Source organism: Amycolatopsis sp. NBC_00355, from assembly GCF_036104975.1.
Classification (GTDB): domain Bacteria; phylum Actinomycetota; class Actinomycetes; order Mycobacteriales; family Pseudonocardiaceae; genus Amycolatopsis.
In genome coordinates this window covers 2,647,143-2,672,243 of record NZ_CP107982.1, presented here as the reverse complement: position 1 = coordinate 2,672,243, position 25,101 = coordinate 2,647,143, and the positions used below count along the sequence as shown (strand labels likewise).

General features: G+C 72.7%; 25 protein-coding genes and 1 pseudogene. 14 read left to right on the top strand and 12 right to left on the bottom strand.

Annotated elements, in window-relative coordinates:
* Nucleotides 1-359: 359 nt before the first annotated feature.
* Both OHS18_RS10980 and OHS18_RS10975 read left to right on the top strand, forming a co-directional pair.
* Nucleotides 360-1,541, top strand: coding sequence for an MFS transporter (locus OHS18_RS10980; RefSeq protein ID WP_328616899.1), 1,182 nt, complete (start codon nt 360-362; stop codon nt 1,539-1,541).
* An 84-nt stretch (nt 1,542-1,625) separates the two neighbouring features.
* Nucleotides 1,626-2,822 carry an MFS transporter gene (locus OHS18_RS10975; RefSeq protein ID WP_328616898.1) on the top strand — a complete coding sequence of 399 codons (1,197 nt, stop codon included), beginning with the start codon at nt 1,626-1,628 and terminating at the stop codon, nt 2,820-2,822.
* Here OHS18_RS10975 and OHS18_RS10970 read toward each other — a convergent pair.
* Nucleotides 2,819-4,405 carry a long-chain-fatty-acid--CoA ligase gene (locus tag OHS18_RS10970; protein ID WP_328616897.1) on the bottom strand — a complete coding sequence of 529 codons (1,587 nt, stop codon included), beginning with the start codon at nt 4,403-4,405 and terminating at the stop codon, nt 2,819-2,821. The two genes, OHS18_RS10975 and OHS18_RS10970, sit on opposite strands and share 4 nt — an antisense overlap.
* A 284-nt stretch (nt 4,406-4,689) precedes the next feature.
* Between OHS18_RS10970 and OHS18_RS10965 the strand changes: the two genes are divergently transcribed.
* Nucleotides 4,690-6,021: a GH25 family lysozyme gene (locus tag OHS18_RS10965; RefSeq protein WP_328453373.1), complete on the top strand. Its 1,332-nt coding sequence runs from the start codon at nt 4,690-4,692 to the stop codon at nt 6,019-6,021.
* Between the two features lie 47 nt (nt 6,022-6,068).
* A complete protein-coding gene (locus OHS18_RS10960) occupies nt 6,069-6,809 on the top strand; it encodes a D-Ala-D-Ala carboxypeptidase family metallohydrolase (RefSeq protein ID WP_328453376.1) in 741 nt (246 codons plus the stop codon).
* 307 nt (nt 6,810-7,116) lie between these two features.
* Here the strand turns inward: OHS18_RS10960 and OHS18_RS10955 are convergent, their stop codons facing one another.
* The 3 genes from OHS18_RS10955 to OHS18_RS10945 form a co-directional block, all read right to left on the bottom strand.
* Nucleotides 7,117-8,112: a helix-turn-helix domain-containing protein gene (locus OHS18_RS10955; RefSeq protein WP_328616896.1), complete on the bottom strand. Its 996-nt coding sequence runs from the start codon at nt 8,110-8,112 to the stop codon at nt 7,117-7,119.
* 321 nt (nt 8,113-8,433) lie between these two features.
* Nucleotides 8,434-9,147 carry an HAD family hydrolase gene (locus OHS18_RS10950; RefSeq protein ID WP_328616895.1) on the bottom strand — a complete coding sequence of 238 codons (714 nt, stop codon included), beginning with the start codon at nt 9,145-9,147 and terminating at the stop codon, nt 8,434-8,436.
* A complete protein-coding gene (locus tag OHS18_RS10945; protein ID WP_328616894.1) occupies nt 9,147-9,512 on the bottom strand; it encodes a 3,4-dihydroxy-2-butanone-4-phosphate synthase in 366 nt (121 codons plus the stop codon). Before OHS18_RS10945 ends, OHS18_RS10950 begins: the two co-directional genes overlap by 1 nt.
* 298 nt (nt 9,513-9,810) lie before the next feature.
* Between OHS18_RS10945 and OHS18_RS10940 the strand changes: the two are divergent.
* From OHS18_RS10940 to OHS18_RS10925, 4 genes and pseudogenes are all read left to right on the top strand, one after another.
* Nucleotides 9,811-10,773, top strand: a pseudogene (locus OHS18_RS10940) (D-isomer specific 2-hydroxyacid dehydrogenase family protein); the annotation flags it as partial.
* The gene (gene vanA, locus OHS18_RS10935; protein ID WP_328616893.1) at nt 10,770-11,801 is read left to right on the top strand and encodes a D-alanine--(R)-lactate ligase; all 1,032 of its coding nucleotides are present in this window, start codon (nt 10,770-10,772) and stop codon (nt 11,799-11,801) included. The pseudogene OHS18_RS10940 and the gene vanA, both read left to right, overlap by 4 nt.
* Entirely contained in the window at nt 11,798-12,406 is a 609-nt protein-coding gene (vanX, locus tag OHS18_RS10930; RefSeq protein WP_328616892.1) for a D-Ala-D-Ala dipeptidase VanX, read from the top strand. Before vanA ends, vanX begins: the two co-directional genes overlap by 4 nt.
* The gene (locus tag OHS18_RS10925) at nt 12,363-13,505 is read left to right on the top strand and encodes a UDP-N-acetylglucosamine--N-acetylmuramyl-(pentapeptide) pyrophosphoryl-undecaprenol N-acetylglucosamine transferase (RefSeq protein ID WP_328616891.1); all 1,143 of its coding nucleotides are present in this window, start codon (nt 12,363-12,365) and stop codon (nt 13,503-13,505) included. Before vanX ends, OHS18_RS10925 begins: the two co-directional genes overlap by 44 nt.
* Here OHS18_RS10925 and OHS18_RS10920 read toward each other — a convergent pair.
* Together OHS18_RS10920 and OHS18_RS10915 are read right to left on the bottom strand one after the other, a co-directional pair.
* On the bottom strand, nt 13,468-14,568 hold the full coding sequence (locus tag OHS18_RS10920) for a sensor histidine kinase (RefSeq protein WP_328453388.1): 1,101 nt from the start codon (nt 14,566-14,568) through the stop codon (nt 13,468-13,470). The genes OHS18_RS10925 and OHS18_RS10920 overlap by 38 nt on opposite strands.
* A complete protein-coding gene (locus tag OHS18_RS10915; RefSeq protein WP_328453390.1) occupies nt 14,561-15,250 on the bottom strand; it encodes a response regulator transcription factor in 690 nt (229 codons plus the stop codon). The genes OHS18_RS10920 and OHS18_RS10915 overlap by 8 nt, the downstream gene beginning before the upstream one ends.
* 86 nt (nt 15,251-15,336) lie before the next feature.
* On the opposite strand from OHS18_RS10915, the gene OHS18_RS10910 reads away from it, so the two are divergent.
* Together OHS18_RS10910 and OHS18_RS10905 are read left to right on the top strand one after the other, a co-directional pair.
* On the top strand, nt 15,337-15,912 hold the full coding sequence (locus tag OHS18_RS10910) for a M15 family metallopeptidase (protein ID WP_328616890.1): 576 nt from the start codon (nt 15,337-15,339) through the stop codon (nt 15,910-15,912).
* 5 nt (nt 15,913-15,917) lie between these two features.
* Nucleotides 15,918-16,859 carry an NAD(+)/NADH kinase gene (locus OHS18_RS10905; protein ID WP_328616889.1) on the top strand — a complete coding sequence of 314 codons (942 nt, stop codon included), beginning with the start codon at nt 15,918-15,920 and terminating at the stop codon, nt 16,857-16,859.
* Between the two features lie 29 nt (nt 16,860-16,888).
* Here the strand turns inward: OHS18_RS10905 and OHS18_RS10900 are convergent, their stop codons facing one another.
* Entirely contained in the window at nt 16,889-17,329 is a 441-nt protein-coding gene (locus tag OHS18_RS10900) for a hypothetical protein (protein WP_328616888.1), read from the bottom strand.
* A gap of 247 nt (nt 17,330-17,576) precedes the next feature.
* Nucleotides 17,577-18,227 (bottom strand): DUF4230 domain-containing protein, encoded by a 651-nt coding sequence (locus OHS18_RS10895; RefSeq protein WP_328453398.1) that lies wholly within the window; start codon nt 18,225-18,227, stop codon nt 17,577-17,579.
* 83 nt (nt 18,228-18,310) lie between these two features.
* On the opposite strand from OHS18_RS10895, the gene OHS18_RS10890 reads away from it, so the two are divergent.
* The 3 genes from OHS18_RS10890 (at nt 18,311) to OHS18_RS10880 (ending at nt 20,490) form a co-directional block, all read left to right on the top strand.
* Entirely contained in the window at nt 18,311-18,469 is a 159-nt protein-coding gene (locus OHS18_RS10890; protein WP_328616887.1) for a hypothetical protein, read from the top strand.
* 247 nt (nt 18,470-18,716) lie between these two features.
* Complete coding sequence (locus OHS18_RS10885; RefSeq protein ID WP_328616886.1) at nt 18,717-18,899, top strand: hypothetical protein; 183 nt, start codon at nt 18,717-18,719, stop codon at nt 18,897-18,899.
* Nucleotides 18,900-18,996: 97 nt separating this feature from the next.
* Entirely contained in the window at nt 18,997-20,490 is a 1,494-nt protein-coding gene (locus tag OHS18_RS10880; protein ID WP_328616885.1) for a serine hydrolase domain-containing protein, read from the top strand.
* A gap of 83 nt (nt 20,491-20,573) precedes the next feature.
* On the opposite strand, the gene OHS18_RS10875 is transcribed toward OHS18_RS10880, so the two are convergent.
* Nucleotides 20,574-21,791 (bottom strand): cytochrome P450 family protein, encoded by a 1,218-nt coding sequence (locus OHS18_RS10875; protein ID WP_328616884.1) that lies wholly within the window; start codon nt 21,789-21,791, stop codon nt 20,574-20,576.
* Nucleotides 21,792-21,836: 45 nt separating this feature from the next.
* Complete coding sequence (locus OHS18_RS10870; protein WP_328616883.1) at nt 21,837-22,946, bottom strand: FAD-dependent oxidoreductase; 1,110 nt, start codon at nt 22,944-22,946, stop codon at nt 21,837-21,839.
* Nucleotides 22,947-23,012: 66 nt separating this feature from the next.
* On the opposite strand from OHS18_RS10870, the gene OHS18_RS10865 reads away from it, so the two are divergent.
* Nucleotides 23,013-23,693 (top strand): TetR/AcrR family transcriptional regulator, encoded by a 681-nt coding sequence (locus tag OHS18_RS10865; RefSeq protein ID WP_328453410.1) that lies wholly within the window; start codon nt 23,013-23,015, stop codon nt 23,691-23,693.
* 16 nt (nt 23,694-23,709) lie between these two features.
* On the opposite strand, the gene OHS18_RS10860 is transcribed toward OHS18_RS10865, so the two are convergent.
* Nucleotides 23,710-23,823, bottom strand: a complete 114-nt coding sequence (locus tag OHS18_RS10860; protein WP_328616882.1) for a helix-turn-helix domain-containing protein — start codon at nt 23,821-23,823, stop codon at nt 23,710-23,712.
* 379 nt (nt 23,824-24,202) lie between these two features.
* Nucleotides 24,203-24,880 carry a fasciclin domain-containing protein gene (locus OHS18_RS10855; protein WP_328616881.1) on the bottom strand — a complete coding sequence of 226 codons (678 nt, stop codon included), beginning with the start codon at nt 24,878-24,880 and terminating at the stop codon, nt 24,203-24,205.
* Between the last annotated feature and the right edge of the window lie 221 nt (nt 24,881-25,101).

Sequence of the window (25,101 nt, the reverse complement as noted above, 5' to 3'; positions counted from 1 at the left end):
CTATTCCGCGCGGCTGAAATGCCGCGTAGTCGTCCGACCCGTCCAGAATGCGTGCGGGCCGGGCGAAAACGTCTCGGGTGATGGTCGAGAATCCTGCCGCCGCCCGGCTTTCCTGTCATCCAGGCGGAATCCCCGCCTCGTCGAATCGACCCTCCGGCCGGTCCGGGGTGTCGATCGGAAAGCGGTATCCGGGGATGGCCGCGGCCTGCCGATCCGTTCGGTGGTGCCGATGCGCCGTCACGAAGTGAACGACAACGGAATTCCCTGCATACGTCGAAGACGGATGGCTGACTCACTCATGTCGCGAAGCACGGCTTGACGGAGCTCGACGCTCCGGACCTCAAGGCCCAGGAGGAGCGATGTCCCGTGCCACCACGGTTTCCACCGTCGTGATCTTCATCTTGGCGTTGAACCTGCGGCCGGCCGTGACCAGCCTGGGCGCGGCCCTGCCGGACATCTCGGTCGCCGGTTCCCTGGTCGCCGCGGTCCTCGTGGCCCTGCCCCTGTGGGCGATCGGTCTCGGCGGCTGGGCGACCCCGTGGTTGTGCGGCCGCGCCGGAACCCACCGGACCGTCACCGTGTCCCTGATCGGGCTGGCGGGGGCGTTGCTCGGGCGGGTCCTCGGCGGCCCGATCCCGCTGCTGGTCGGGACGGCGCTGGCGTGCCTGTCCATCGCCGTGCTCGGCACCGTGCTGCCGCTGCTGGCCAAGGGATCCGCGGCCTACCCGCTCGGGCTCGGGCTGGGCAGCACGGCCGGGGCACTGATCACCCCCGTCGCGGTGCTGTCGTCGTCGTGGCGGGTCGGCCTGGGCCTGTGGGCGTTCGTGGCCCTGCTGTCCCACCGGGTGTGGCGGCGCACGCCCGGCGAGTTCGTGGCGCCGCGGCGGGCCTCCGGGCCGGTGCGGGCGCGGGCCCTGACCCTCCACTTCGGACTCATCTCGACGGTGACGTTCCTGGTCATGGGCTGGCTCCCCGGGATCCTGCGTGACGGGGGTGTCTCGCCCACGACCGCGGGCGCGTGTCTCGCGGTGTCGATGGCCATGGGGCTGCCGATGATGTGGCTGGTGCCGGGCTGGACCCGCAGGTGGCGCAACCAGACCCTGCTCGTCGTCGTCCTCGCCGCGCCCAACGTCATCGGCGTGGCCGGCCTGCTCGTCGCGCCGGCGGCCGCGCCCTGGGTGTGGGCCGCGGCGACCGGCATGGGCATGGGGTCGCTGGCGTTCGTCCTGACGACGATCTCGTTGCGCAGCAAGGAAGGCTCGCTCTCGCTGTCCGCGGTGGTCCAGGGGGTGGGGTACGTGGTCGCCGGCTTCGGGGTGCTGGCGTGCGGCTGGCTGCACACGCACACCGGTGGCTGGCGGATGCCGTTGCTGCTGGTGCTGGCGATCCTGCTCGGCCAGGTGCTCAGCGGGCACCTCTCGGTGTCGCGTCGGGCCACGGTGATCCCGTTCCCGTACCGGTTCCCGCTCCGGCCCCGGCGGGGCCTCATCCCCGAGGTCCCGCTGCGGCCCCCGCGGGAGATCCCCGACGTCGGGGCCTGACGCGCGGACCGGCGTCGCCGGCCGACGCGACATTGATCACTCCGGCGGCCGGCCGCCCGGGTCGGTCACGCATGATGCACGGAGATGGTTGACGACTTTCGCCTGCGCTCGGTCGCCGTGGCGGCGTACGGGCCGGCGGCCCTGTTCGGGCTGTCCGAGGGAGCCGTGCTGCCGGTCGTCGTGCTGAGCGCGATCGACCGCGGGGCGAGCACCTCCACGGCCGCGCTGATCGCCGCGCTGCTCGGCGTCGGGTCCCTGGTCGCGAACATCCCGGCCGGGATGCTGGCGACCCGGTTCGGCGAACGCCGGTCGATGCTCCTGGCGGCGGCCGTGATGGTCGCGGGTGTCCTGACCTGCCTGGTCGACCTGGGCCGCGGGCCGTGGTCGCTGCTGCTCTACGGCTGCGGGATCCTGCTGATCGGGGCGGCGAGCGCGGTCTACAGCCTGGCCCGCCAGTCGTACCTGACCGAGATCGTGCCGGCGCACATGCGGGCCAGGGCGTTGTCGACGCTGGGCGGGAGCATGCGCGTCGGCGTGTTCCTCGGGCCGTTCGCCGGGGCCGGGGCGATGCAGTTCGCCGGGCTGCCGGGCGCGTACTACGTGAGCCTGGCCGCGATCGTGGCGGGGGGCGCGCTGGTGTTCCGGGTGCCCGACCTGCAGGTCAGCGCCGGCGACCGGGCGGACGCGTCCGCCGTCACGACGCGGGGGATGCTCCGGCAGCGCTGGCGGGTGTACGCGACGCTGGGCGCCGGGGTCCTGTTGCTGTCGGCGATCCGGCAGACCCGCCAGACCGTGGTGCCGCTGTGGGCGGCGCACATCGGGCTGTCGCCGACGGCCGGCTCGATCGTCTACGGCCTCGCCGGCGCCGTCGACGCGCTGACGTTCTACCCGGCCGGGAAGGTGATGGACCGCCACGGCCGGCGGTGGGTGGCCGTGCCCGCGACGCTCGTGCTGGGCGTTTCCTTCGTCGCCATGCCGTTCGCGAGCGGCGCGGTCGCGCTGACGGTGGCGGCCATGGTGATGGGGTTCGGCAACGGCATCGGGTCGGGCATCGTGATGACGCTCGGCGCCGACGTGTCACCCCGGGTGGGGCGGCCCACCCACATCGCCATCTGGAACGAGCTCTCGGACATCGGCTCCGGGGTCGGGCCCCTGATCCTGTCCGCGGTGACCGCGCTGGCCGGCCTCGGTGCCGGAATCGTGGCGAGCGGCCTGGTCGGGTTCGCGGCGGCCGGGGCGTTGTGGCGGTGGATCCCGCGACCGCAGCGCCCCGCTCCTTAGTCCGGAGTGTCCGTGGTGGGCATGGTGGACACGGTGGTGTAGGCGATGTCCTGCCCCGCGCGCTCCCAGATCACGTCGGAGCAGTCCAGGCCCTCGGCGGAAAGCTGCCGCTTGACGACCTTGAACGTCGACGTCCGCGGCAGTTCCCGGACCGTGCGCACGTACCGGGGCACCTGTTTGGGCCCGAGATCCGGCTGACCGGCGAGGAACCGGCCGAACCCGGCGGGGTCCACGGGGGTGCCGTCGGTGACGATGGCGGCCATCACCTGGTCCCCGGTCACCGGGTCGGGCACCGCGTAGACGGCGGCGTCGACGATCGCGGGGTGGCGCAGCAGGATCCGCTCGATCGGCGCGGTGCCGAGGTTCTCCCCGTCGACGCGCAGCCAGTCGCCGAGCCGCCCGGCGAAGAAGCAGAACCCGTCGGCGTCGGCGTAGGCGAGGTCACCGGTGTGGAACCGGCCGCCGCGCAGCCGTTCCGCGTCGGCCCCGGGGTCGCGGTAGTACCCGGCGAACCAGCCGGCCCCGGTGGTGTTGACCAGTTCGCCGACGGCCTCCTCGGCGTTGACCAGCCGGCCGTCGGGACCGAATTCCGCGGGTGGGCACGGCCGGCCGGTGTGCGGGTGCACGATGGCCACGTCGTCGGCCGGCCGGCCCAGCGAGCCGGGCGGGGTGTCGTCGGTGCGGGCGAACCCCACACCGCCCTCGGTGGAGCCGAACGCGTCGACGACCTTGCAGCCGAACCGCTTCTCGAACGCGGCCAGGTCGGCGCTCGCTCCTTCGTTGCCGTAGACGAGGCGCAGGGGGTTGTCCGCGTCGTCCGGGCCCGGGGGAGTGGCGACCACGTAGGACAGGGGTTTGCCGACGTAGTTGGCGTAGGTCGCGCCGAACTTCCGGACGTCGGGCAGGAAGCCGGAGGCGGAGAACCGGCGGCGCAGGGCGATGCCCGCGCCCGCCGCGAGCCCGACCGCCCAGCCGGCCATGATGGCGTTGGAGTGGAACATCGGCATCGTGACGTAGACGGTGTCCGAGGCGGACAGCCCGAAGCGCCGGGCGAGCATCGCGCCGGGAAACGCGATCTTGCCGTGGGTGCAGCGCACGGCCTTCGGGTCGCCGCTGGTGCCCGAGGTGAAGATCAGCATGAGCAGGTCGTCCGCCGACGCGGGCACGGGATCGAGCGGCGCGTTCGCCGACGGCGGTGACTCCAGGTCCCGCACGTCGATCCCGCCGAGGTCCAGTCCCTTCAGGAGGGGCCGGTACTTCCGCTCGGCGAGCACGAACTGGCAGTCGGCGAGCCGGACGTCCCGCGCGAGGGCTTCCCCGCGGCGGGTGGGGTTGAGCCCGACCAGCACCGCCCCGGCGAACGCGCAGGCACCCAGGAGGACGGAGAACGCCGGCACGTTGTCGGCCAGAACGCCGACGTGCGGCGGTTTGTCCCAATCCATCGCCTCCCGGAGGTCGGCCGCGCGGCGTGCCGAAGCCCGGACGTGCTCGGCCCAGGTGCAGGTCTCGTCCTCGAACCTCAAGCCCGGGCGCTCGTCTCCGGCGCGGGCCAGCAGCAGCTCGGTCACGGTCGGGACGCTCATCCGCGGACCTCCCGGCACCGTGGGCAGAACTGAAACACGTTCTATTTCTACCACGGTGATCGTTGCGGGGCCACCGTGCCGGCGAGCCCCGTGCCGACCCTTTCGTATAATGACCTATACGTCCGCGCTCGTGGCGCTTGCACGGCGTCCGGCACAGCGGGCGTCCCAGCGGTGTCCCACGGGGGTGGCGTTCCCGCTGGTCCGGTGGGGTGGGACTGTCCCGGCGTCCCGAGTCGGCCGCCGACCGGCGACCGGCGGGGGTGACCGCTGCCAGCCTGCTCGCCATGCAAAGACTCGCTCTGGCCGTCGCGGTGCTGCTGGTGTTCCCCGCCGCGACCGCCGCCACGGCCATCACCACCGCCGCGGCCGCACCCGTCGCGGTGTGCGGGCACACCAGCTCCCAGCCCACCTTGAAACAGGGGGCGACCGGCACCGAGGTCGCCGAGGCCCAGTGTGAACTGAACCTGGCGACCAAGGCGAGCAAGTACACACCCATCGGCGCGGACGGCTCCTTCGGCCCGGCGACCGACGCCCGGGTGCGCGTGTTCCAGGCGTGCGCCGCGTTGGGCGTCGACGGCGAGATCGGGCCGAACACGTGGGCCGCGTTGAACTCGTGGGCCGCGCGGCCGAAGAAGTGCGCCACCCAGGGCACGGCGGGCACCGCGCAGAGCGTCGTGTGCGGCCTGTCCACCGCCCGCCCGACGCTGCAGAGCGGGTCCACCGGCGTGGACGTCGAAGAACTGCAGTGCCGGCTGAACCTCGCCATGGAACCCGGCCACTACCCGCCGCTGACGGTGGACGGCAGCTTCGGGGACGGCACCCGCAACCGGGTGATCCAGTTCCAGCACTGCGTCAACGCCAGTGCCGACGGCGTCGCCGGGCCCACCACCTGGTCGAAGGTCGCCGACTGGTCCAGCCGCAACACCTACTGCGTGCCACCGAAACCCGCCGGGCACCCGATCGACGGCGTGGACACGGCGAAGTACCAGCACCCCGGCGGTGCGCCGATCAACTGGGGCGCGGTGAAGGCGTCCGGCGTCGAGTTCGCGACCGTCAAGGCGACCCGCGGCCTGAACGTCACCGACGAGTACCTGGCCACGGACCTGCCCGCCGCCCGCAACGCGGGCCTGGCCGTGGGGCCGTACCACTTCTACACCGGCACCACGGCGGGCACCGGCGGCGCGCAGGCGGACCGGTTCATCGCCGCGGTGCGCGCCACCGGGTACACCGGCAAGCGCGCCGGTGACCTGCCGCCCGTGTTCGACCTGGAGTGGAAGGACGACGGCTCCGGCGGCTGCCCGCCGTACGTCACCGTCGCCGACGCCAAGGCGTGGCTGGACAAGGTGGCCGCGGCGTTCGGCCGGACCCCGATCATCTACACCCAGAAGTCGTTCCTGGACGCGTGCCTGGGCGGCACCACGGCGTTCGCCGCCTATCCGATGCAGCTCGCCGACTACCGCCAGTCCGTCACGCAGCCGGCCCTGCCCGCCGGGTCGAGCACCTGGCTGATGTGGCAGTACACCGACGCCGCCATCGCCGACGGCATCCCCGCGCCGGCGACCGGCGACGTCTTCAACGGCACCCAGGCCGCGCTCGACCAGCTCGCCAACCGCTGAATCCCCGCCTGAAATCCCGCCCGAAATCCCGCTAGGAAAGGACGAGAATGAGTCTCCCCATGAGCCGCCGCACGCTGCTCCGCAGCGCGGCGGTGATCGGCACGGCCTTGGCGGTCAGCCCGCTGCTGCTGCCGGGTGTCGCCCAGGCTTACCCGTGGTCCCGCACCCTCGCGGAGGGCAGCACCGGCGCCGACGTGACCGAGCTCCAGATCCGGGTCGCGGGCTGGGCGGCCGACTCTCCCAGCCACAGCCGGGTCTCGATCGACGGCGAGTTCGGCCCCGGCACGGCCGCGGCGGTCCGCCGGTTCCAGGCGGCGTACGGCCTGGGCGCGGACGGCGAGGCCGGCCCGGCCACCCAGGCCGCGCTCAACGCGCTGGAGCAGAGCGACGGGTCCACCGCGCACTTCAACTTCAGCGAGTTCACCGACCGGGTGAGCGGGACCTTCAACGGCGGCAAGGTCAGCGCGGCCACCGCCAAGGAGAACGCCCGCCGCTGCATGTACAAGCTGGAGGCGGTGCGCAAGAAGCTCGGGAACAAGGCGATCACGGTGAACTCCGGGTTCCGCAGCATCGCGCACAACGCGGAGATCGGCGGCGCCAGCGACAGCATGCACATGTACGGCACCGCGGCCGACCTGGACGTGCCGGGCGTGGCCAACAAGACCGTCTACCAGAAGGCCGAGACCAGCGGGTTCTCCGGCCTGGAGACCTACAACACCGATCACCAGCACGTGGACAGCCGGGCCGACCTCGGTCGCGCGTGGTGGTGGGAGAACGGGACGGTCTGACCCTCGGCCGGGGCCGGACGCCGGAAACCCTGGGGGGTTTCCGGCGTCGGGGGGATCCCCGGACCGTGCCGCGAAGCCTGCGCCCCCGGCCCCTCCCCGGCCTGGCGGGCGCGGGCTTCGCCCTCCCGAGACTCAATACGGCAGCGGGCTCGATACGGCGGAGGGTGCTGCTGGCGACTTCGTGGCGAGGTGCCGGTGAGCGGTCTGCCGCGGCTGGTCGTGAGTGTTTAGGGCGGTTAGAACCGCCCTAAACACTCACGAGGGCCGCGGCAGACTGCGGAAGCGGGGATTCGCGCCAACAGCGGGCTCAGTGCGTCAGGGGGTTCTGGAGGGCCGCCGAGCAGGACGGCCAGTCGTGGAAGTCGTGGCGCGCGCTCCACAGGCGGTGCGCCGCGTCGATGTTCCAGGCCGGGTCGAACGCCTGCCGAGGTGTGCCGCCCAGGTCGAGCAGGCGGCTGTCGGAGATCTGGAAGATCCCCCAGTTGCGGCTGCCGTTCGTGTTCGGCAGCACCCACAGCGGATCGAGGAAGGACGCGCAGCGGGCGATCGCGACCGCGGTGTCCGGCGCTTCGGTGAACACGGCCCGGATCCGCTGCTCCACCATCGCCGCCGACCAGCCCGCGAGGCTGGTCCGGTGGTCGTAGAGCGCGTTCTTGGTGGCTTCGTCGACGACGCCGCGAGCGGGCAGGCCGGCCATGATCTGGAACGCGGTGACCCGGCGCAGTGTCTCGGGGCCGAACGAGCCGTCGACCGAGAGCCGCCCCTGGGCCGCGACCAGCAGGTTCTGCACCTCGGTGACGCACTCGTCGTGCTGGCCCATGCTCACCGGCGGCTGGCAGGCCGGGGAGAACAGCACCCGGTCGGCGTACCGGCCGGGGGCCTGTTCGGAGCCGGCGGCGGTGACCCAGACCAGGCCGCCCGCCAGCAGGGCCACGATCGCGATGGCCACCGCCGCGTATCCGCGCCTGCGTGGTGACCACCCGACCGGCGACGCGGCGTCCTCACCGGGGGCCGGTGCCGCGGCCGGCGGCTCGACGTGCTCCGGCGGCGCCTCGTCGACCCGGCCGGCGTCGGCCAGGGCCCACAGCTGGTGCAGTTCGCGCAGTTCGTCCGCGGACGCGCCGCAGACCTTGGCGAACGAGTGGACCACGCGGTAGTCGGCGGGCACGCTCTTGCCCGAGCAGTACCGGTGCAGGCTGGAGCCACTGGCCCCGGCCTGCCGGCCGAGCCGTTCGTAGCCCTGCCCGTTGCGGTCCTTCAACATGCGCAGGTAGGCGGCGAACTTGTCCGTCTGCGGGGTCACGATCGCTGGTACACCTCGCTCGGGCGGCGGATGACGGAGGGGAAGCTAGCACCGTACCGCCGGGCGCCGGTCGGATTCCGGCGGATTGGGCCACACGGCGGATTACGGCCCGCCCAGGTGGGGGTTACCCGCGCTACGGCTGGTTCGCGGCCTGCTTGACGGTCCGGTTCACGGCCGCCGTCTCGATGTGCGTGATCGCGGGCAACGCCGCCACGCGGGTCGTCAGGTACCGGTACAGCGCGGTTGCTCGACGCGTTCGCCGAGGTCGCCGATCTCCGGCCGGACCGGGAGAACCACGCGGCTGACCGGGTCCACGATCGGCTAGGGGGCGACGGCCGGGTGCCGTGCGAAGAGTTCCGCGGTGGCCGGCTCGTGCCCGGGCACCCCGATCAGGGAAAGCACGGTGCCGGTGGCGGTCCGGGCGTCCGTGGCACGGTGGGTGGCGAGCTCGAGGACGTCGTGATCGAGGGCGGTCGCGGCGTGGGGGATGGCCAGCACGGTCATGCCGGCCGTGTGCGCCGAGCGGATGCCGGAACCGGAGTCCTCGACGGCGAGACACCGGTGCGGCGGCACGCCGAGGCGGTGCGCGGCCAGGAGGTACGGGTCCGGTGCGGGTTTGCCGTGCGCGACGTCGTCACCGGTGACGATCGTGCGCAGGTGCCGGGCGAGGCCCGACGCGGTGACCGCCGCCCGGACGTAGCGCCCGGGGGAGGCCGACACGAGACCGACCGGGCCCCGCTCGGCCGCGGCGGTGACCAGCCGCGCGGCGCCGGGGAGCAGGCCGAACCGGCCGAACTCGACGGCGGCGACCATGCCTTCGACACATTCGGCGACGGCGGATTCCGGCGTGAGGTCCGGGCAGCGGTCCGCGAGGTAGCCGCTCCAGTGCGTGGTGCCGGTGCCTTGGATCGCGGTCCGGTCGTCGCGGGTCCACGCGTGGCCGTGGCGGGCGGCGACGGTGCCGATGACCAGGGTCCACGTCGTCGCGCTGTCGGCCAGGGTCCCGTCGAGGTCGAAGACGGTGGCGGCGAGCATCAGCGGGCCGCCGCGATCTGCTCGATGGACACGACCTTCGGCCACCGCCGGTCGGCCAGGGCACGCGGCCGGGCGACGCGGCCGTCGTCGTTGCACACCTCCCTGATCACGGCGACCGGCGCGAGGCCGCACCGGCGCATCGGCTCGACCGCGGCTTCCGTGCGGCCGCGTCGCTCGGCGAGGCCGCCGGGGCGGGCGCGCAGCGGGAAGACGCGTCCCGGCCGGCAGAGCAGGCCGGGTGTGGTGGCGGAGTCGGCGAGCAGGCGCAGCCGGTCAATGAGCTCGGGGGCCATCGGCACGCAGACGAGGCCATTGGTGTGGCGCATGGAGATCGCGAGCGCCTGCTCGGGAACGGCGAGACTCACAGTCGGTCCTTTCGGGGTGCCGGGCCGGGCGCGAACCTCGGATCAGGTGCCCTTCATGATCGACACGCCGGGGTGTGCCGCGCACCCCGAAGTCCGGTCGGCAACCCGAACCAGTGAACGCCGCGGCAGTCCCGCGCGGTACCGGCCGGTAACTTGTTGCGGGCATATCAAAAAGCGCATACGTGCCGGCAACGGCGCGCTGGGTTGACTGGCGGCCATGACCTCCAGCGAACCGGCGCGCACAGCGGACCGCCGCGGCCGGGCGCCGGCGCCCTGGTCCTTCGCCGCCGTCCCGGGTATGGGCATCACGGTCTACGGGTGCGGCCGGGACGAGGCCGCCCTGATCCGGGAACTGGCCCCACGGCTCGGTGTCGTGCCGACCATCACGGAGGCCTCGGTCGCCGAGGCCGGCGTCGGCTTGACGGCCGGAAACCGCTGTATCAGCGTGGGCCACAAAACCCGGCTCTCCGACGGCACTCTGCTCGCGCTCAGCCAGGCCGGCGTGCGGTACGTCTCCACGAGAAGCATCGGCTACGACCACATCGACGTGAACTACGCGGCGAGTGTCGGGATTTCCGTCGAGAACGTCGCCTATTCGCCCGACAGCGTGGCCGACTACACGCTGATGCTGATGCTGATGGCCGTACGGGATGTCAAAGCCACCCTCAGACGCGCGGACGTCCACGACTACCGGCTCAGCGACACTCGCGGGAAGGAGCTGCGCGATCTGACCGTCGGGATCGTCGGCACCGGACGCATCGGCGCGGCGGTCGTGGACCGGCTACGGGGCTTCGGGTGCCGGATGCTGGCTTACGACAGCCGTCCCGAAGCCGCCGTCGAGTACGTTCCCCTCGACGATCTGGTGCGGCAGAGCGACATCGTCACGCTCCACACCCCGCTCGACGCCGGCACCCACCACCTCCTGAACCGTCGGCGCATCGAGCTGCTGAAACGCGGCGCCTACGTCATCAACACCGGACGCGGGCCGCTCCTCGACACCGAAGCCCTCGTTTCGGCGCTGGAGAGCGGCGAACTGGGCGGCGCGGCACTGGACGTCGTCGAAGGTGAAGACGGCATCTTCTACGCGGACCACCGGGACAAACCCGTGGACAACAGCTTGCTGTCGCGGTTGCAGGAGCTGCCGAACGTCGTCATCAGCCCGCACACCGCCTACTACACCGGGCACGCCCTACGGGACACCGTCGAAAACTCCCTGGTCAACTGCGTGAACTTCGCCAGCAGAAAGCAGCAGTGGATATGAAGCTCGGAATCGTCTTCGGGGGCACCTCCGAAGAACACCTCGTGTCCGTCAAGTCCGCGCGGGAGGTCGCGAAGAACCTCGACCCCGACCGGTACGAGCCGTACTGGATCGGGATCACGAAGAACGGCGAATGGAAGCTCTGCGACAGCCCGGACGAGGACTGGGAAACCCGTGATTGCCGCCCGGCCGTGCTGTCGCCGGACCGCGGCGTCCGCGGCTTGCTCGTCCTGGAGGAGGGCCGCTACCGGGCGATCGGCCTGGACGTCGTCCTGCCCGTGCTGCACGGCACGCTCGGCGAGGACGGTGCGCTGCAAGGCCTGCTGGAGCTTTCCGGCATCCCGTACGTCGGTTGCGGCATCCCGGGTTCCGCGCTGTGCATGGACAAGTCCCTCGCCTACGTCGTCGCCGGCAGCGCGGGCATCGCGACGCCGGACTTCCGGGTCGTCCCGGCGCACGAGAACCCCGATCCCGATGAGCTCACCTATCCCGTCTTCGTGAAGCCGGCGCGCTCGGGATCGTCTTTCGGCGTCAGCAAAGTAGCCGGCAAAGAGGACCTGCGGGGCGCGGTGGAAGCCGCGCGGCAGTACGACTCGAAGGTGCTGATCGAGGGGGCGGTCGCCGGTCGTGAGGTCGGCTGCGCGATCCTCGGCGACGACCTCGAGCTGACCGCCGGCGAGGTGGACCTGATCTCGCTGTCCCACGGGTTCTTCCGCATCCACCAGGAAAGCGCGCCGGAAAGCGGTTCCGAGAACTCGACGATCACCGTGCCCGCGCCGATCTCCGCGGCGGCACGCTCGCTCGTCCAGGAGACGGCGAAGGCGATCTACCGGACGCTGGGGTGCCGGGGACTGTCGCGAGTGGACATGTTCCTGACCGAAGCCGGGACCGTGGTCCTCAACGAGGTCAACACCTTGCCCGGTCTGACGTCCTACAGCCGTTACCCGAGGATGATGGCGGCCGCCGGGCTGCCCCTCGCCGAGGTGATCGACCGGGTCGTGTCGCTGGCGCTGACGGGAAAAGACCGGTGAACGACGACTTCGTCTTCGTGGACGAGCATGTGCCCGGGCTGCGCTGGGACGCCAAGTACGCGACCTGGGACAACTTCACCGGCAAACCCGTGGACGGCTACCTGGCGAACCGGATCGCCGGCACGACGGCGTTGTGCGCGGCGCTGGAGGACGCGCGGGAGAAGGCCGCGCCCCTCGGCTTCGGCCTGCTGCTCTGGGACGGTTATCGCCCGCAACGAGCTGTGGACTGCTTCCTGCGCTGGTCGGCCCAGCCGGAGGACGGCCGGACGAAGGCACGCCACTATCCGAACATCGACCGCGCCGAGATGGTCGGAAAGGGTTACGTGGCCGCCAGATCGGGCCACAGCCGGGGCAGCACCGTCGACCTGACGCTCTACCACCTGGCCACCGGCGAGCTCGCGGCGATGGGCGGCGGCCACGACCTGATGGACGAGCTCTCCCACCACGACGCACCAGGAATCACGCCGGCCGAGGCGGCCAACCGCCGGCACCTCCGGTCCCTCATGGAGTCCTGCGGTTTCCGCTCGTACGAGGTCGAGTGGTGGCACTACACCCTGGCCGATGAACCTCATCCGGACCGCTACTTTGACTTTCCCCTCGCTTAGCCCCGCCCCGCGGGTCGTGGTCGCCGGCGGTCATTCGGCCGGGCACATCGAGCCGATGATGAACTTCGCCGACGCGCTGGGCCGGCTGGCGGACCCGGCCGGGATCACCGCGCTCGGCACGGTCCGCGGCCTGGACACCACGCTCATCCCGGCTCGCGGCTACCCCCTCGAACTGATTCCGCCGGCGCCGCTGCCGCGCGAGTTGAACGGGGACCTGCTGCGGACGCCGGGCCGGCTGCGCGACTCGGTGCGGGCGGCCGGGGCGGTGCTCGACCGCGTGCGGGCCGAGGCCGTGGTGGGCTTCGGCGGCTACGTCGCCATGGCGGCCTACCTCGCCGCCCACCGGCGGGGCCTGCCGATCGTCGTCCACGAGGCGAACGCCCGGCCCGGCGTGGCCAACCGGCTGGCGGCCCGGCTGACGACCCACGTGTTCACCGCGGCGCCGGGGGTCCGGCTGGCCCACGCCACCGCCGTCGGGATCCCGCTGCGGCAGGCGATCGCCGGGCTCGACCGAGCCGCGCTGCGCGACGCCGCGCGGCAGCGTTTCGGCCTGCGCCCCGACGGTCCGGTGCTGCTGGTCACCGGCGGTTCGCAGGGCGCCCGGACGATCAACGACGCCGTGTCCGGCGCGGCCCCGGCGTTGCGCGCGGCCGGCGTGCAGGTCCTGCACATCACCGGGGCGCGGCACGCCGCCGAGGTGCCGGACGGCGACCCGCCGTACGTGATCGTCCCGTACGTCGACGAGATGCGGTACGCCTACGCCGCGGCCGACTTCGTGCTCTGCCGCTCGGGGGCGATGACGTGCGCCGAACTGGCCGCCGTCGGCCTGCCCGCCGCGTACGTCCCGCTGCCCCTGCGCGGCGGTGAGCAGCGGCTGAACGCCGAGCCGGTCGTCGCGGCCGGCGGGGGGCTGCTCGTCGAGGACGCCGGCCTCGGCCCGGCCTGGCTCGCGACCACCCTGATCCCGGTGCTCACCGACCCCGGGCGGGTGGCGGCGATGGCGGCCCGCGCGGCCGCGGCGGGCGCGCCGGACGGTGGCGACGTCCTGGCCCGGCACGTGCTCACCGCGGTGGCCGGGCGGCGAGCAGCTGCACGGTGACGCGGAGACCGCCGTCGGGCCGGGGGGTGAGGTGGAGGATTCCGTCGTGCGCCCGGATGATGCTCTTGACGATCGCCAGCCCGAGGCCGACCCCTTCGCGGTCGCCGCGGATGCGTTCGGTGCCACGCTGGAACGGCTCGGTGAGGGTCGAGACCAGCTGTGGACTGAGCTTGTCGCCGGAGTTTTCGACGGTGAGCACGACGAACCCGGGGCGGACGGCGGTCTCGAGCCGCACGGTGCCGTGGCCGGGGAGGTTGTGCACGATGGCGTTGTGCAGGAGGTTCGTGGTCAGCTGCAGCAACAGAGCGGGTGAGCCGTCGGTCGGGGTGATGTCTCCGGACGTCTCGACCGTGACGTCGTGCTTCTCCGCGAAGGGCAGGAGGATCTCGGCGGCTTCTTCCGCGATGAGCGACAGGTCGACGGGTTCCCAGCTGAAGGACCGCTGCTCGGTGCGGCTGAGCAGGAGCAGGGCCTCGGTGAGCTCGATCGCTCGCTTGTTGACCGTGTCGAGGCGGTCGATCAGCTCGAGCTGGTCCCGCGCGGGGTCGTCGCGGGCGACGTCGAGCAGGGCCTGGGTGGTCGCCAGGGGAGTGCGCAGTTCGTGGGACGCGTTGGCCGCGAACCGCCGCTGCTCGAGGACGTGCGTTTCGAGCCGGGCGAGCATGGCGTCGAAGCTGTCGGCGAGCTCGCGGAACTCGTCCTGCCGTCCCGGCAGCCGGATCCGGTGGGAGAGCGACCCGTTCGCGGACAGGCGGGTGGCCTCGGCGATCCGGCTGAGCGGGGCGAGCATGCGGCCGGCGAGGAGCCAGCCGCCCAGCAGGCCGAACACCAGCAGGAACACCAGCACCACGATGGCCGCCGAGCCGAAGACGCCGGGGCCGAAGTTGTGGGGATCCAGGGCGCGCGCGACGTTGGGGAAGCTGGGCGCGAGCATGCTCATGGGTGTGCCTCGCAGCAGGAACACCCACACCGCGGCGAGCAGGAAAGTGCCGGCGAGCATCAGGAAACCGGCGTAGCTGAGGGTGAGTTTGAGGCGGACGCTCAACCCGGGCTCCCTAGTCACGCTCGGCTCCCTCGTGCGGCGGCGCCACGTCGATGCGGTACCCGGCGCCGGCCACGGTGGTGATGACCCAGGGCTCGCCGAGGCGTTTGCGCAACGCCGACACGGTGATGCGCACGGCGTTGGTGAAGGGGTCGGCGTTCTCGTCCCACGCCCGTTCCAGGAGCTCTTCGGCGCTGACTACGCCGCCTTCGGCCGTGACGAGGACTTCGAGCACGGCGAACTGCTTCCGGGTGAGCGCGACGTAGCGGCCGTCCCGGTAGACCTCCCGGCGGAAGGCGTCCAGCCGGAGGCCCGCGATCTCGCGCACCGGCGGCCGGGCGTGCGCGCGCCGGCGGTCGAGCGCCCGCAACCGCAGCACCAGCTCCCGCAGCTCGAACGGCTTGGTGAGGTAGTCGTCGGCGCCGAGCTCGAACCCGGACGCCTTGTCGTCGATCCGGTCGGCGGCGGTGAGCATCAGGATCGGCATGCCGCTGCCGGAGGCGACGATGCCCGCGGCGATCTCGTCGCCGGAGGGTCCGGGGATGTCGCGGTCGAGCACGGCGATGTCGTAGGAGTTGACGCCCAGCAGTTCCAGCGCGGTGTCGCCGTCCCCGGCGACGTCGGCGGCGATCGCCGCCAGGCGCAGCCCGTCACGGATGGCCACCGCCAGGTAGGGCTCGTCCTCGACGATCAGCACACGCATCCTCCGATGCTACGAGCCGCGGCATATCGTCGTCATATCCAAAGCCCCATACGGGCCGGCAACGCCGCGCCGCCTTGGTTGGGGGCATGCCCTCCACCGAACCAGCACGAACGGCGGCCCGTCGCACCCCCGCGCCGGCGTCCTCTTCGGACTTCCGGCGCGCGCTCGGCAAAGCACACGGCGCGGTTCCCGACCCCGTGCCGGTCTTCGACGACGAGACGCCGGCCGTGGCCAACCTCGATCCCGGTCTGCTCGGCGCCCTGCGCCGGGCCGCGACCGAGGCCGCGCACGACGGCGTCGCGATCCTCGTCAACGGCGGCTGGCGTTCCCCGGCGTACCAGGAGCACCTGCTCCACGAGGCCGTCTCGAAGTACGGCTCGGCCACGGAAGCGGCCCGGTGGGTGGCCACCCCCGCCACGTCCGCGCACGTGTCGGGCGACGCGGTCGACGTCGGTCCCGCCGCAGCCCGGGCGTGGCTTTCCGCGCACGGCGCCGGGTACGGGCTCTGCCAGATCTACCGCAACGAGCCCTGGCACTACGAACTGCGGCTCGAAGCCGTCGACGGCGGGTGCCCGCCGATGTACCCCGACCCCACGCACGACCCGAGGATGCGGCAGACCTCGGCACGGACCGGCGTCCCGGGCACCGAACGGCCAGAATGAGTCCCATGGCAGAGATCAGTCGTGTCGGGGTGGTGGCGCACCCGCGGAAGCCGGTGCACGATTCGGTCGAGGTGCTGGTCTCGTTCGCCGCGCGGCGCGGGGTCGGACTGCTGGTGCGGGAGACCGACGCGGCGCAGGTCGGAGCGGGCGTGGCGGTGGTGTCCGACGCCGAGTTCGCGGCCGAGGTGGACGCTGTCGTCAGCCTGGGCGGCGACGGGACGATGCTGGGCGCGCTGCGGCTGGCCGTCGACCGGCCGGTGCCGGTGCTCGGGGTGAACTACGGCAACGTCGGGTTCCTGGTCGAGATCGCGCCGCCCGAGCTCGCCGCCGCCCTCGAGCGGGTGCACGCCGGGGACTTCGAGGTCGAGCCGCACAGCTGCATCGCGCTGGCGGAGGGCGCCGCGACCGCGGTCGCGTTCAACGACGTCGTCGTCGGCGGGGCCGAGCCCGGCGCGACGGTCGAGGTAGACCTGCTGGTGGACGGGGCGCAGTTCGGGTACTACCGCTGTGACGCGCTGATCCTGAGCACCCCGACCGGCTCCACGGCCTACAACTACGCCGCCGGCGGCCCGGTGATCTCCCCGGCGGCGGAAGTGTTCGCGGTGACCCCGGTCGCGTCGATGTCGGGCGTCAGCCGCTCGATCGTGCTGCCCGCCCGCGACGTCGTCACCCTGCGCGGCGCGGCCCGCAGCGCCCCGCCGATGCTGCGCGTCGACGGGAACGCGTGGCGGCCGCTCGATCCCGCCACCCCGCTGACGGCGACCCTGCGCCCGGACGCGGCACAGGTCGTGCGCCTGGATCCCGGCCGGCACGCGCGGCGCAGCCGGGTCAAGCTCAGCCTGCTCGACCTGCCGTTGCGTCCCGAGCAGATGGCCGAGCTCCTGCCCACCGGAATGCGCGAGGACCTGGCCCGCCTGCGCGAACGCCGTCAGCTGCCGGAGCAGTGACCGGCCGGGCGTGCCCGCGGGGGCGCCGCTCAGCGGCGGCCGGCGGCCAGGATGAGGAGGAACTGGCCGCCACCCGGCTCGACGGCGGCGGTCACCGGCAGCCCGGGCACCAGCCGGGAGAACCGGTCCACCAGCCAGTCCGCGGCTTCCTGGGCGTCCTTCTCGGTCGGGCACCGGGCGACCATCTCGCGGCCGCCCTTGCGTTCCAGCCGTCCGGCGACGGTGATCAGCGGCGCGGGCTCGACCACGTGCAGGCGGTCCGGCCAGGCGATGACCACCTTGACCGCGCCCTTGCGGGTGTTGCACCCGCGGTGCGCGAGCCGTTCGGCGATCTTGGCTTTGCGGTCCGCGGTCCGGCTGTCGACGCTGGGCCCGCGCGGGTCGTTGACCGACATGCCGGGGTCGACGGGTTCGTCGCAGACCCAGCATCGCCAGCCGTCGCGTTCGGCCACGTCGTCGAGGAGAGTCACCCGAGCAAGCTAGCCTGCCCGGCCGCCACCCGGTCGAGCGGCCCGGAGGGGACGACGTCCTCGCCGCCGGAGCCTCAGCCGTACCGGGCCGGCGAGGGTGTGGCGCACGGCAGGTCACCGGTGCGCCGGGCTTAACCGCCGGGACCCGAGCGCGGCCCTTGGGGCGGGTAGCCGGTGCCGCCGTCGAAGAGGTTCTGCCCGCGGGCCGGCGAATCCGGGCCACCTGGCTTGCCCGCGCTTCCGCTCGTCAGCCGACGGCGTTGTCGGCGTAGTTCACGGTGATGTTCTTGAAGCCGAGGGACTGCAGCAGGCCGATCAGCATCGTCTTGGTGTTGCGCTCCGCGTCGGCCACCAGCGTGCTCTTCTCCGCCGCGCCCTGGATCTGTTTCTGGGCGAGCTCGTACAGCGCCTGCTGGGAGTTCGGGTTCCCGCTGAGGAACTCGTTGATGCGGGTGAACAAACCCTGCTGCTGCGCGTACACGTGCGACTCGTGCACGTCCAGGGTCGCCGGCTCCAGTTGCGCGTGCCCCAAGGTGAGTGTGGCGGACAGGCGGTCGTCGGAGACCTGGACCGCGTCGCCCTTCAGGTGCGAGAAGTCCACGAAGGCGTTGTCCGTGCCGACGCCGATGAACATGGTGTCGCTGCCCGCGAGGAAACTGGGCAGGGCCGAGCTGGTCGTGATGTCGACGACCACCTGGAACGAACCACTGGCGGCTTCGTAGCGCGAAAGCTCGACGATCGACTGCAGCAGCACCGGACCGGAGTGCTCCTCGGTCTGTTCGGCGAACGGATTGCGCAGTTGGGGTAACAGGTGTACGGCCGATGCGACGAGTGCCGCCGCGGCCAGCACCACTACCGCCACCGCCAGGACGACGAGCCGCTTTCCCCAACCAGTCATACCGGGAGGATTACCCACGCCGCCGCAAGGCTAAGCGACCGCGGGGGTACGGTGTTGCCGCTCGGGTGGTCAGGTCTCCGACGATGGGAAACGTCGTGCGCAAGTCCTTGTGGCTGTGGGTTCTGCTGATCTTCCTCGTCATCGTGGTGCTCGGCCTGATCTTCGGCGGCTACCGCAAGGGCACCAAGATCGGCGCGCCCGCCGAACCGGTGGCGGAGTGGAGCCAGGGCCAGACGGCCTAACCGTCCGTGCGGACGGAAGGTCGGTGAGGCCCCGGATCACCGGGAGCCCGGGCCATCGTTGCAGCGGCACGCGGAATCCGATTTCGCCTCCATCCGGGCCAACGCGGCGCCGAGGCAGTAGCGGATGCCGTGGCCGAACGCCAGACTGCGCCCCGGGGCCGCTGCAGGTCCAGCTCGTCCGGGCGCTCGAACATCGCCGGATCCCTGTTGGCGGAACCGATCGCCAGCAGCACGGTGTCACGTCGAGGTGGATCCCGAAGACCCGGCCCCGGCCGGTCACGACCTGGCTCGCCGGCTGTCGGCTTCGCGTGACGGCGACGAGTCCCTGGCGGCGGCGATGCGCGCCGACCTCGACCGGGTGGCGGAGCGCTTTCCCGACGGTCCGTGGACCGGCTTCCCGAGCGCGATGGCCGACGGAACGGCCGGGTAAGCCGATGTCGCTGCACCTGCTTCCGCGGACCAGGGGATGATCACGTGCCGAACAGGCACGCGATCGCGGCACTCCGGTCGACTCAGCGAGGAGCAGCATGCTCGACGATGTGATGATGGCGCTCGACACCGTCCTGCCGCGGCTGGCGGCCGTCACCGGCACGCCCGGGGTCGCCGTCGCGGTGGCGACGAGCAGCGAGCTGCGCACCGCCGCGACCGGGTTCGCGGACCTGGGCGCGGGCCGGCCGATGACCGCCGAGACGGTGGCGCCGGCGGGGTCGCTCACCAAACCCGTCACGGGGCTGGCCTTCCTGCAGCTGGTGGAGGCCGGCGCGGTCGGCCTGGACACGCCGATCGACCAGGTGCTGCCCGCGGGGCTGCGCGGTGCCGACCCCGCGCCCGTCACCACGGCCATGCTGGCCGCCCACCAGGGCGGTTACTACAGCGACATCGTCACGGCGGTGGCGCACACCGCGCCGGCCGAACCGGTGCTCGACTACGTCCGGCGCCGCCACGAAGCCGGGCGTGCCGTGGAGTACGGCGGGGTGCTGCCGCTGGTGACGTCGCCGGGTCCCTACTCGTACTCCAGTTTCGGCGTCGGCGTGCTGGGTGGTGCCGTGGAGCACCTGACCGGTGAGCCCTACGGCGCCCGCGTCCACCGGGACGTCTTCGCGGCGGCCGGAATGAACGACACGAGCATCGACGACGGCACGCGGAACCCGTGGGCGCCCGGCTCACCGGACCGGAACACCGGCCGGGCGACCGGGTACATGGCGTTCGGCGACTGGTGCCTGCCGAGCCCGCCGCTGCGCACCTCGGCCTACCCCGGGGTCGGGATGCACACCAGCGCCGCGGACGCCGGGCGGCTGCTGCAATCCTTGCTGCGCACCGCGAACGGCGACCGCGGGCTCGTCCGCCCGGAGTCGCTCGCGGCGATGGTGGCCCCGCGCGTCCCGCGCCCGAGCCAGCACGGCGTCCGGTCGTTCTCGGGCCTCACCCTCGAGCTCGCCGACCCGGAGCTGGGCGACGACTGGTGGTGGGGGCACACGGCGGCGTTCCCGTGGGGGTTCTGGTGGGAGGCGCGGGTCTGGCCGCACCGCGACCTCGCCGCCGTCGCGGTCGGCAACCGGTGGGACATGGCCCGCTTCCACAACCCCGCCTCCCGCAGTGCTCCGGGCCTGGCCGTCGAGTGGGCGGGCCGCTGGGCGGTGTCCGGCAGCCCGGCGAAGCTCCCGGACATGGACGGCCGGCCCCGCTGGACCGGGCCCCGCCCCACCCCGGAAAGTTCGCGCTGGATGGGGATCCTCGCCGGGGAACGCACCCACGGCCTGCTCGGCATCACCGACCCGCTGCCGGCCGCGACGCTGACCGCCGGCGCGCGCAGCCTCGGCGGCGCCGACTCCGGCGGCTGGGACCCGGACGCGTTCGTGCGCGGGGTGGAGCAGGCGCGCGCGGCCGCCCCCGACCCGGACGCGCTCGGCGCCCTGGGCCGCGACCTCGGTCCCGCCGCGGCGCTGTGGATGCTCGAGTGCGGGGCGTCGAGCGCCGACGTGACGATGCCGGTCGGCTTCTACGCCCGTGCGCCGCGGTGAACCAGCCGGACGTCCAGGTCGACGCGGTGCCGGGCGGCGGTTGTGCGGCGCGTCCGTGGTGATGTCGGGCGCACCATGGTGAGTCAGCGCAGCCGGACGTCCAGGTTGACGCGGTGCCGGCCGCGGGGCAGCGGCACCCAGGCCGGTTCGGCCACGGGGGACACCGCGGGGAATCGGTCGAACAGGCTGCGCAGCGCGACCTCGGCTTCCAGCTTCGCCAGCGCGACGCCGAGGCAGAAGTGCGGCCCCCAGCCGAATCCGACGCTGCCTTCGCGGCCGCCGTGCTGCGCCTGCCACCGGACGTCGGCGTCGTGCGGGTGGGCGAACCGCGCGGGGTCGCGGTTGGCGGCGCCGAGCACCGCCTGCACCGCGTCACCCGCGCCGATCCGCACGCCGCCCACCTCGATGTCCGTCGCGGCGTAGCGCAGCCGGGCCAGTTGCACCGGGCCGTCGGTGCGCACCAGCTCGCGCACCGCGGCCGGCCAGAGCTCCGGCTCGGTGCGCAGCAGCTCCCGCTGGGCCGGATCGCGCATCAGGGCGAGGGCCGCGTTGGACAGCATGTGCGCCATGGTTTCGTGCCCGGCGAGCACGAGGAACACCAGGACGGCCACGGCGTCGACGTCGGTCAGGTCGTCCTGGGCGACGACCTGGCTGATCAGGTCGTCGCGCGGGTCGGCGCGGCGCTGGTCGATCAGGTTGTGGCAGAAGGAGAACATCTCGCCCAGCGTCGGCGTGATCTGCGCCGGATCGGTGCCGACCAGCACCTTCCCCCAGCGCCACCAATCCGCCCAGTCCGCTTCGGGGACGCCGACCAGCTCGCAGACCACGGCCATGGCCAGCGGGTAGGCGTACTCGTCGAGCAGGTTCACGGTCCCGGACGCGGAGCCGAGGCCGTCGAGCAGTACGTCGACGATCTCCTGCACCCGCGGGCGCAGCGTGGCGACCCGGGACGCGCCGAAGGCGTGGCTGATGCTGCGCCGCAGCCGCGCGTGTTCGGGCCCGTCCAGGCTGAGCAGGCTCGCCCGCAGGTAGGGCAGGTGCTCCGGAGGCGTGCCCAGCGCGAGGAACGCCTGCTCCTGAGTCTGGGCGCCGTGCCCCGGCAGGCCGGTGGGATCGTTGCGCACAGCCGGGTCGGAGAGCACGGCGCGGACGTCGTCCCTGCGGGTGATCAGCCACCCCTCGTCGCCGTTCGGCAGCCGGGCCCGGCAGACCGGTGATTCGGCGAGGATGCGGTCGTACCCGCGCATCGGGTCGCCGAGGACGGCCGGGTCACGCAGGTCCACAACGGGTTCGGGCGGCACCCGGCCATCCTGCCACGAAGATCCCTCCGGGACACCGGCCCGCGGTCAGCCGGGCTGGAAGAACGCGAGCAGCCGCTGGCTCGCGTCCGGCGCCATCAGCAGTTCCTGCATGTCCGCGGACATCCGGGCGGCGGCGCCGGCGCGGGTGAACATCTCGCGTTCGTACTCTTCGACGGCGGCCGGATGGTCGTCCGGGTGCGCGGCCAGCGCGAGGGCGAGCAGCGCGCCGTCGAGCAGCGCCATGTTGGCGCCTTCCCCCACCGGCGGCATCAGGTGCGCGGCGTCGCCGAGCAGCGTGACGCCGGGCGTCGACGGCCAGGTCAGGCCGATCGGGAGCGTGGTGATCGACCGCGCCGCGACCGTGTCGTCGCAAGCCGCGATCAGCGCGGTGAACCGGGGGTCCCAGCCGGCGAGCAGGTCGATCAGCCGCGCCCGGGCGGCGGCCGGGTCGTCGAGGGGGATCCCGCTGGTGGCGAAGAAGTCCTCGCCGGTGTTGTAGAAGCTGAGGCCGAAGCGGACGCGGCCGTCGCCGTTGCGCTGCGCCGCCAGGGATTTCCCGTCGCCGAGCACCCAGTAGTTGCCGCGCCCGACCATCGCCGCGAGATCGGGGTGCGTGCGGTCGATGTCGGGGATGCCGAGCTCGACGACGTTCTGGCCGATGTGCTCCGGGCGGGCGTCGGTGAGCAGGGCGCGGACCCGGGACTGCGCACCGTCCGCGCCGACCAGGAGGTCGTAGGTCGCACTGCTGCCGTCGGCGAAGCGCACGACGCCGTCGCCGGCCGACGCGAACGCGTGCCCCCAGCGCACCGTGTGCTCGGGGAGGGAGTCCAGCAGCAGGTCGCGCAGATCGGCGCGGTCGACCTCGGGCCGGGCGAGCGGGGCGTCGTCGGGGGTGTCCTCCTGCAGCAGCAGGGTTCCGTCCGGCTCGAGGAGCCGCATGTCCTGGCCTTCGCCGCGGGCGATCGCGGTGAACTCGTCGAACAGGCCGGCTTCGCGCAATGCCCGCTGCCCGGAGTGGATGTCGAGCATGCCGCCTTGACCGCGCGCGTCCCGCGACGGTTCCCGTTCGTACACGACGGCGTCGATGCCGTGCACGTGCAGCACGCGGGCCAGGGCCAACCCGCCCATGCCGGCTCCGACGATGGCGATGTCCATGACTGCCTCCGATACACCGTATTGGTAAATACAGCGTATCAGGACGGGCGATGTATCGTCAGCCGCATGTTGGTGTGGGAGCGGCCGGAGCCGCCGGACCGGCCGGTGCTGGCGCCCTTGAGCCGGGAGCTGATCGTCGGCACGGCGATCCGGCTGGCCGACGCGGACGGCCTGGCTGCGGTGTCGCTGCGCAAGATCGCGGCCGCGCTGGACGTCGGGCCGATGCGGCTCTACGGCTACATCGCCACCAAGGAGGAGCTGCTCGACCTGATGCTCGACGCGATCTACGCCGAGACCCGGCCGATCGGCGACGACTGGCGTGAGGTGCTGCGCTCCTCGGCCGAAACCACCCGGCGGGCCGCGCACCGGCACGAATGGCTCGCCGACCTGATCGGCGGGCGGCCCCAGCTCGGGCCGCACGCGCTGGCCAGGGGAGAGGCCGTGGTGGCCGCGATGGGCGCCGTCGGCGTGGACGACGTGATGCCGGTGGTCGACGCGGTCAACGCGTACGTGATCGGCGCGGTCCGCCGGGAAGTCACCGAGCGGCGCGCCGAGCGGGCCAGCGGGATGGACAAGGCGCAGTGGCAGGCCACGTTCGGGCCCTACCTGATGCGGGCCTTCGCCACCGGCCGGTTCCCCGCGCTGTCCACGGTCATCCACGACGCCGCCCACCTGGACGCGGACGAGACGTTCCGGATGGGCTTGGACTTCCTGCTCGACGGCATCGCGGCCCGCATCGCCCGCTGACACGGCTTGTCTTCCTTCAGGACAACGGTTTCCCGTCCCGGCGGAACCGGCTCGGCGAAAGGCCGTAGGCGCCGCGGAACGCCTGGCTGAAGTGCGCGGCGCCGGCGAAGCCCCACCGGGCCGCGATCAAGCGTTCTGCCGCGGCTGGTCGTGAGTGTTCAGGGCGGTTAGAACCGCCCTGAACACTCACGACCGCTTCGGCAGGGCGCATCGCTTGCGTTCTGATCCTGGCGCCGTCGTGCACTGTTGTCCCGGCGCGGGGGAGGGCCGGCCGCCGCCGCAACCCTGGAGTGATCCGGCTGGGCGGCGACCGGCGGAACGCCGCCGCTTCGGCGTCCCCCGGCGGCGGATCTCCTGCACCCCGCCGCCGGGCTTGCGGGCGCCGGGCTCCCGTTCGGGAAACCGGCGCGCAAATGGCGACCGCCGCAGTCCCGGTCGTCACCGGGCTGCGGCGGTCGTCCCATGCCGGGCCGCCCGCGAGGGAGGGCGGGGCGGCCCGGGAGAAAGTGCTACTTGTTGGTGCCGGGGGTCAGCACCTTGTCGATGACGAAGACGGTGGCGTTCTTGGTGGGGATGTTGCCGCAGAGGATCTTCGCGCCGTTGACGGTCATGTTGTCCCCGGTGCCTTCGATCTTCAGCGGGCCACCGGCGGTGTTGAGGGAGTCGAGGGTGCCGGCGGAGGCGAGGCCCTTGGCGTCGTAACGCTTGCCGACGACGTGGTACTGCAGGATCGGCGACAGTTCGGCGGGCTTGCCGGCGAGTTCGTTGAACTTGGCGTCACCCAGGGCGGCGAAGGCGGGGTCGGCCGGGGCGAACACGGTGATGGCCGGGGCGCTGTTGAGGGTGTCGACCAGGTTGGTGGCCTTGACCGCGGCGACGAGCTTGGTGAGCAGCGGGTTGGTCGAGGCGGCGGAGGCGACGGGCTGCGGGCCCATCGAGTCGAGCGAGCCCGGCGCGGATCCCTGCGGCAGCTGGCTGCAGGCGGGGCCGAAGACGTCGGCGTTGGTGGTCATGCCGTTCGAGGCGCCCGAGTCGGCGCTGGAGGACGGCGCGGCCATCGAGGAGGACGGGGCCGGGGCCGGGGCGCTGGAGCTGCCCGAGGACGCGGTGTCGCTGCCGCTGCACGCGGTCAGGGCGAGCGCGGCGGCCGCGGTGATACCGATACCGGCGAGACGAAGCTTGGTCACGAAGAATCACTCCAGTGCATGCGGGGACAGTCCATTGTGGACTGCCTGGTTACAGGTCGTTCGGAGCTGCCGCCGGATCGGATGGGGTCGTCCGGCGGAAGCTCCCGGCCCGTTTCTCCCGGGCCGTGACCTGTGTTCGCACCTGCGGCGCCGGCGGATGGGCGCCGATCCGCGGATCCCTCTAACGAGTGAACCGGAGGGTGTGTCCACCCGGAGCGGCC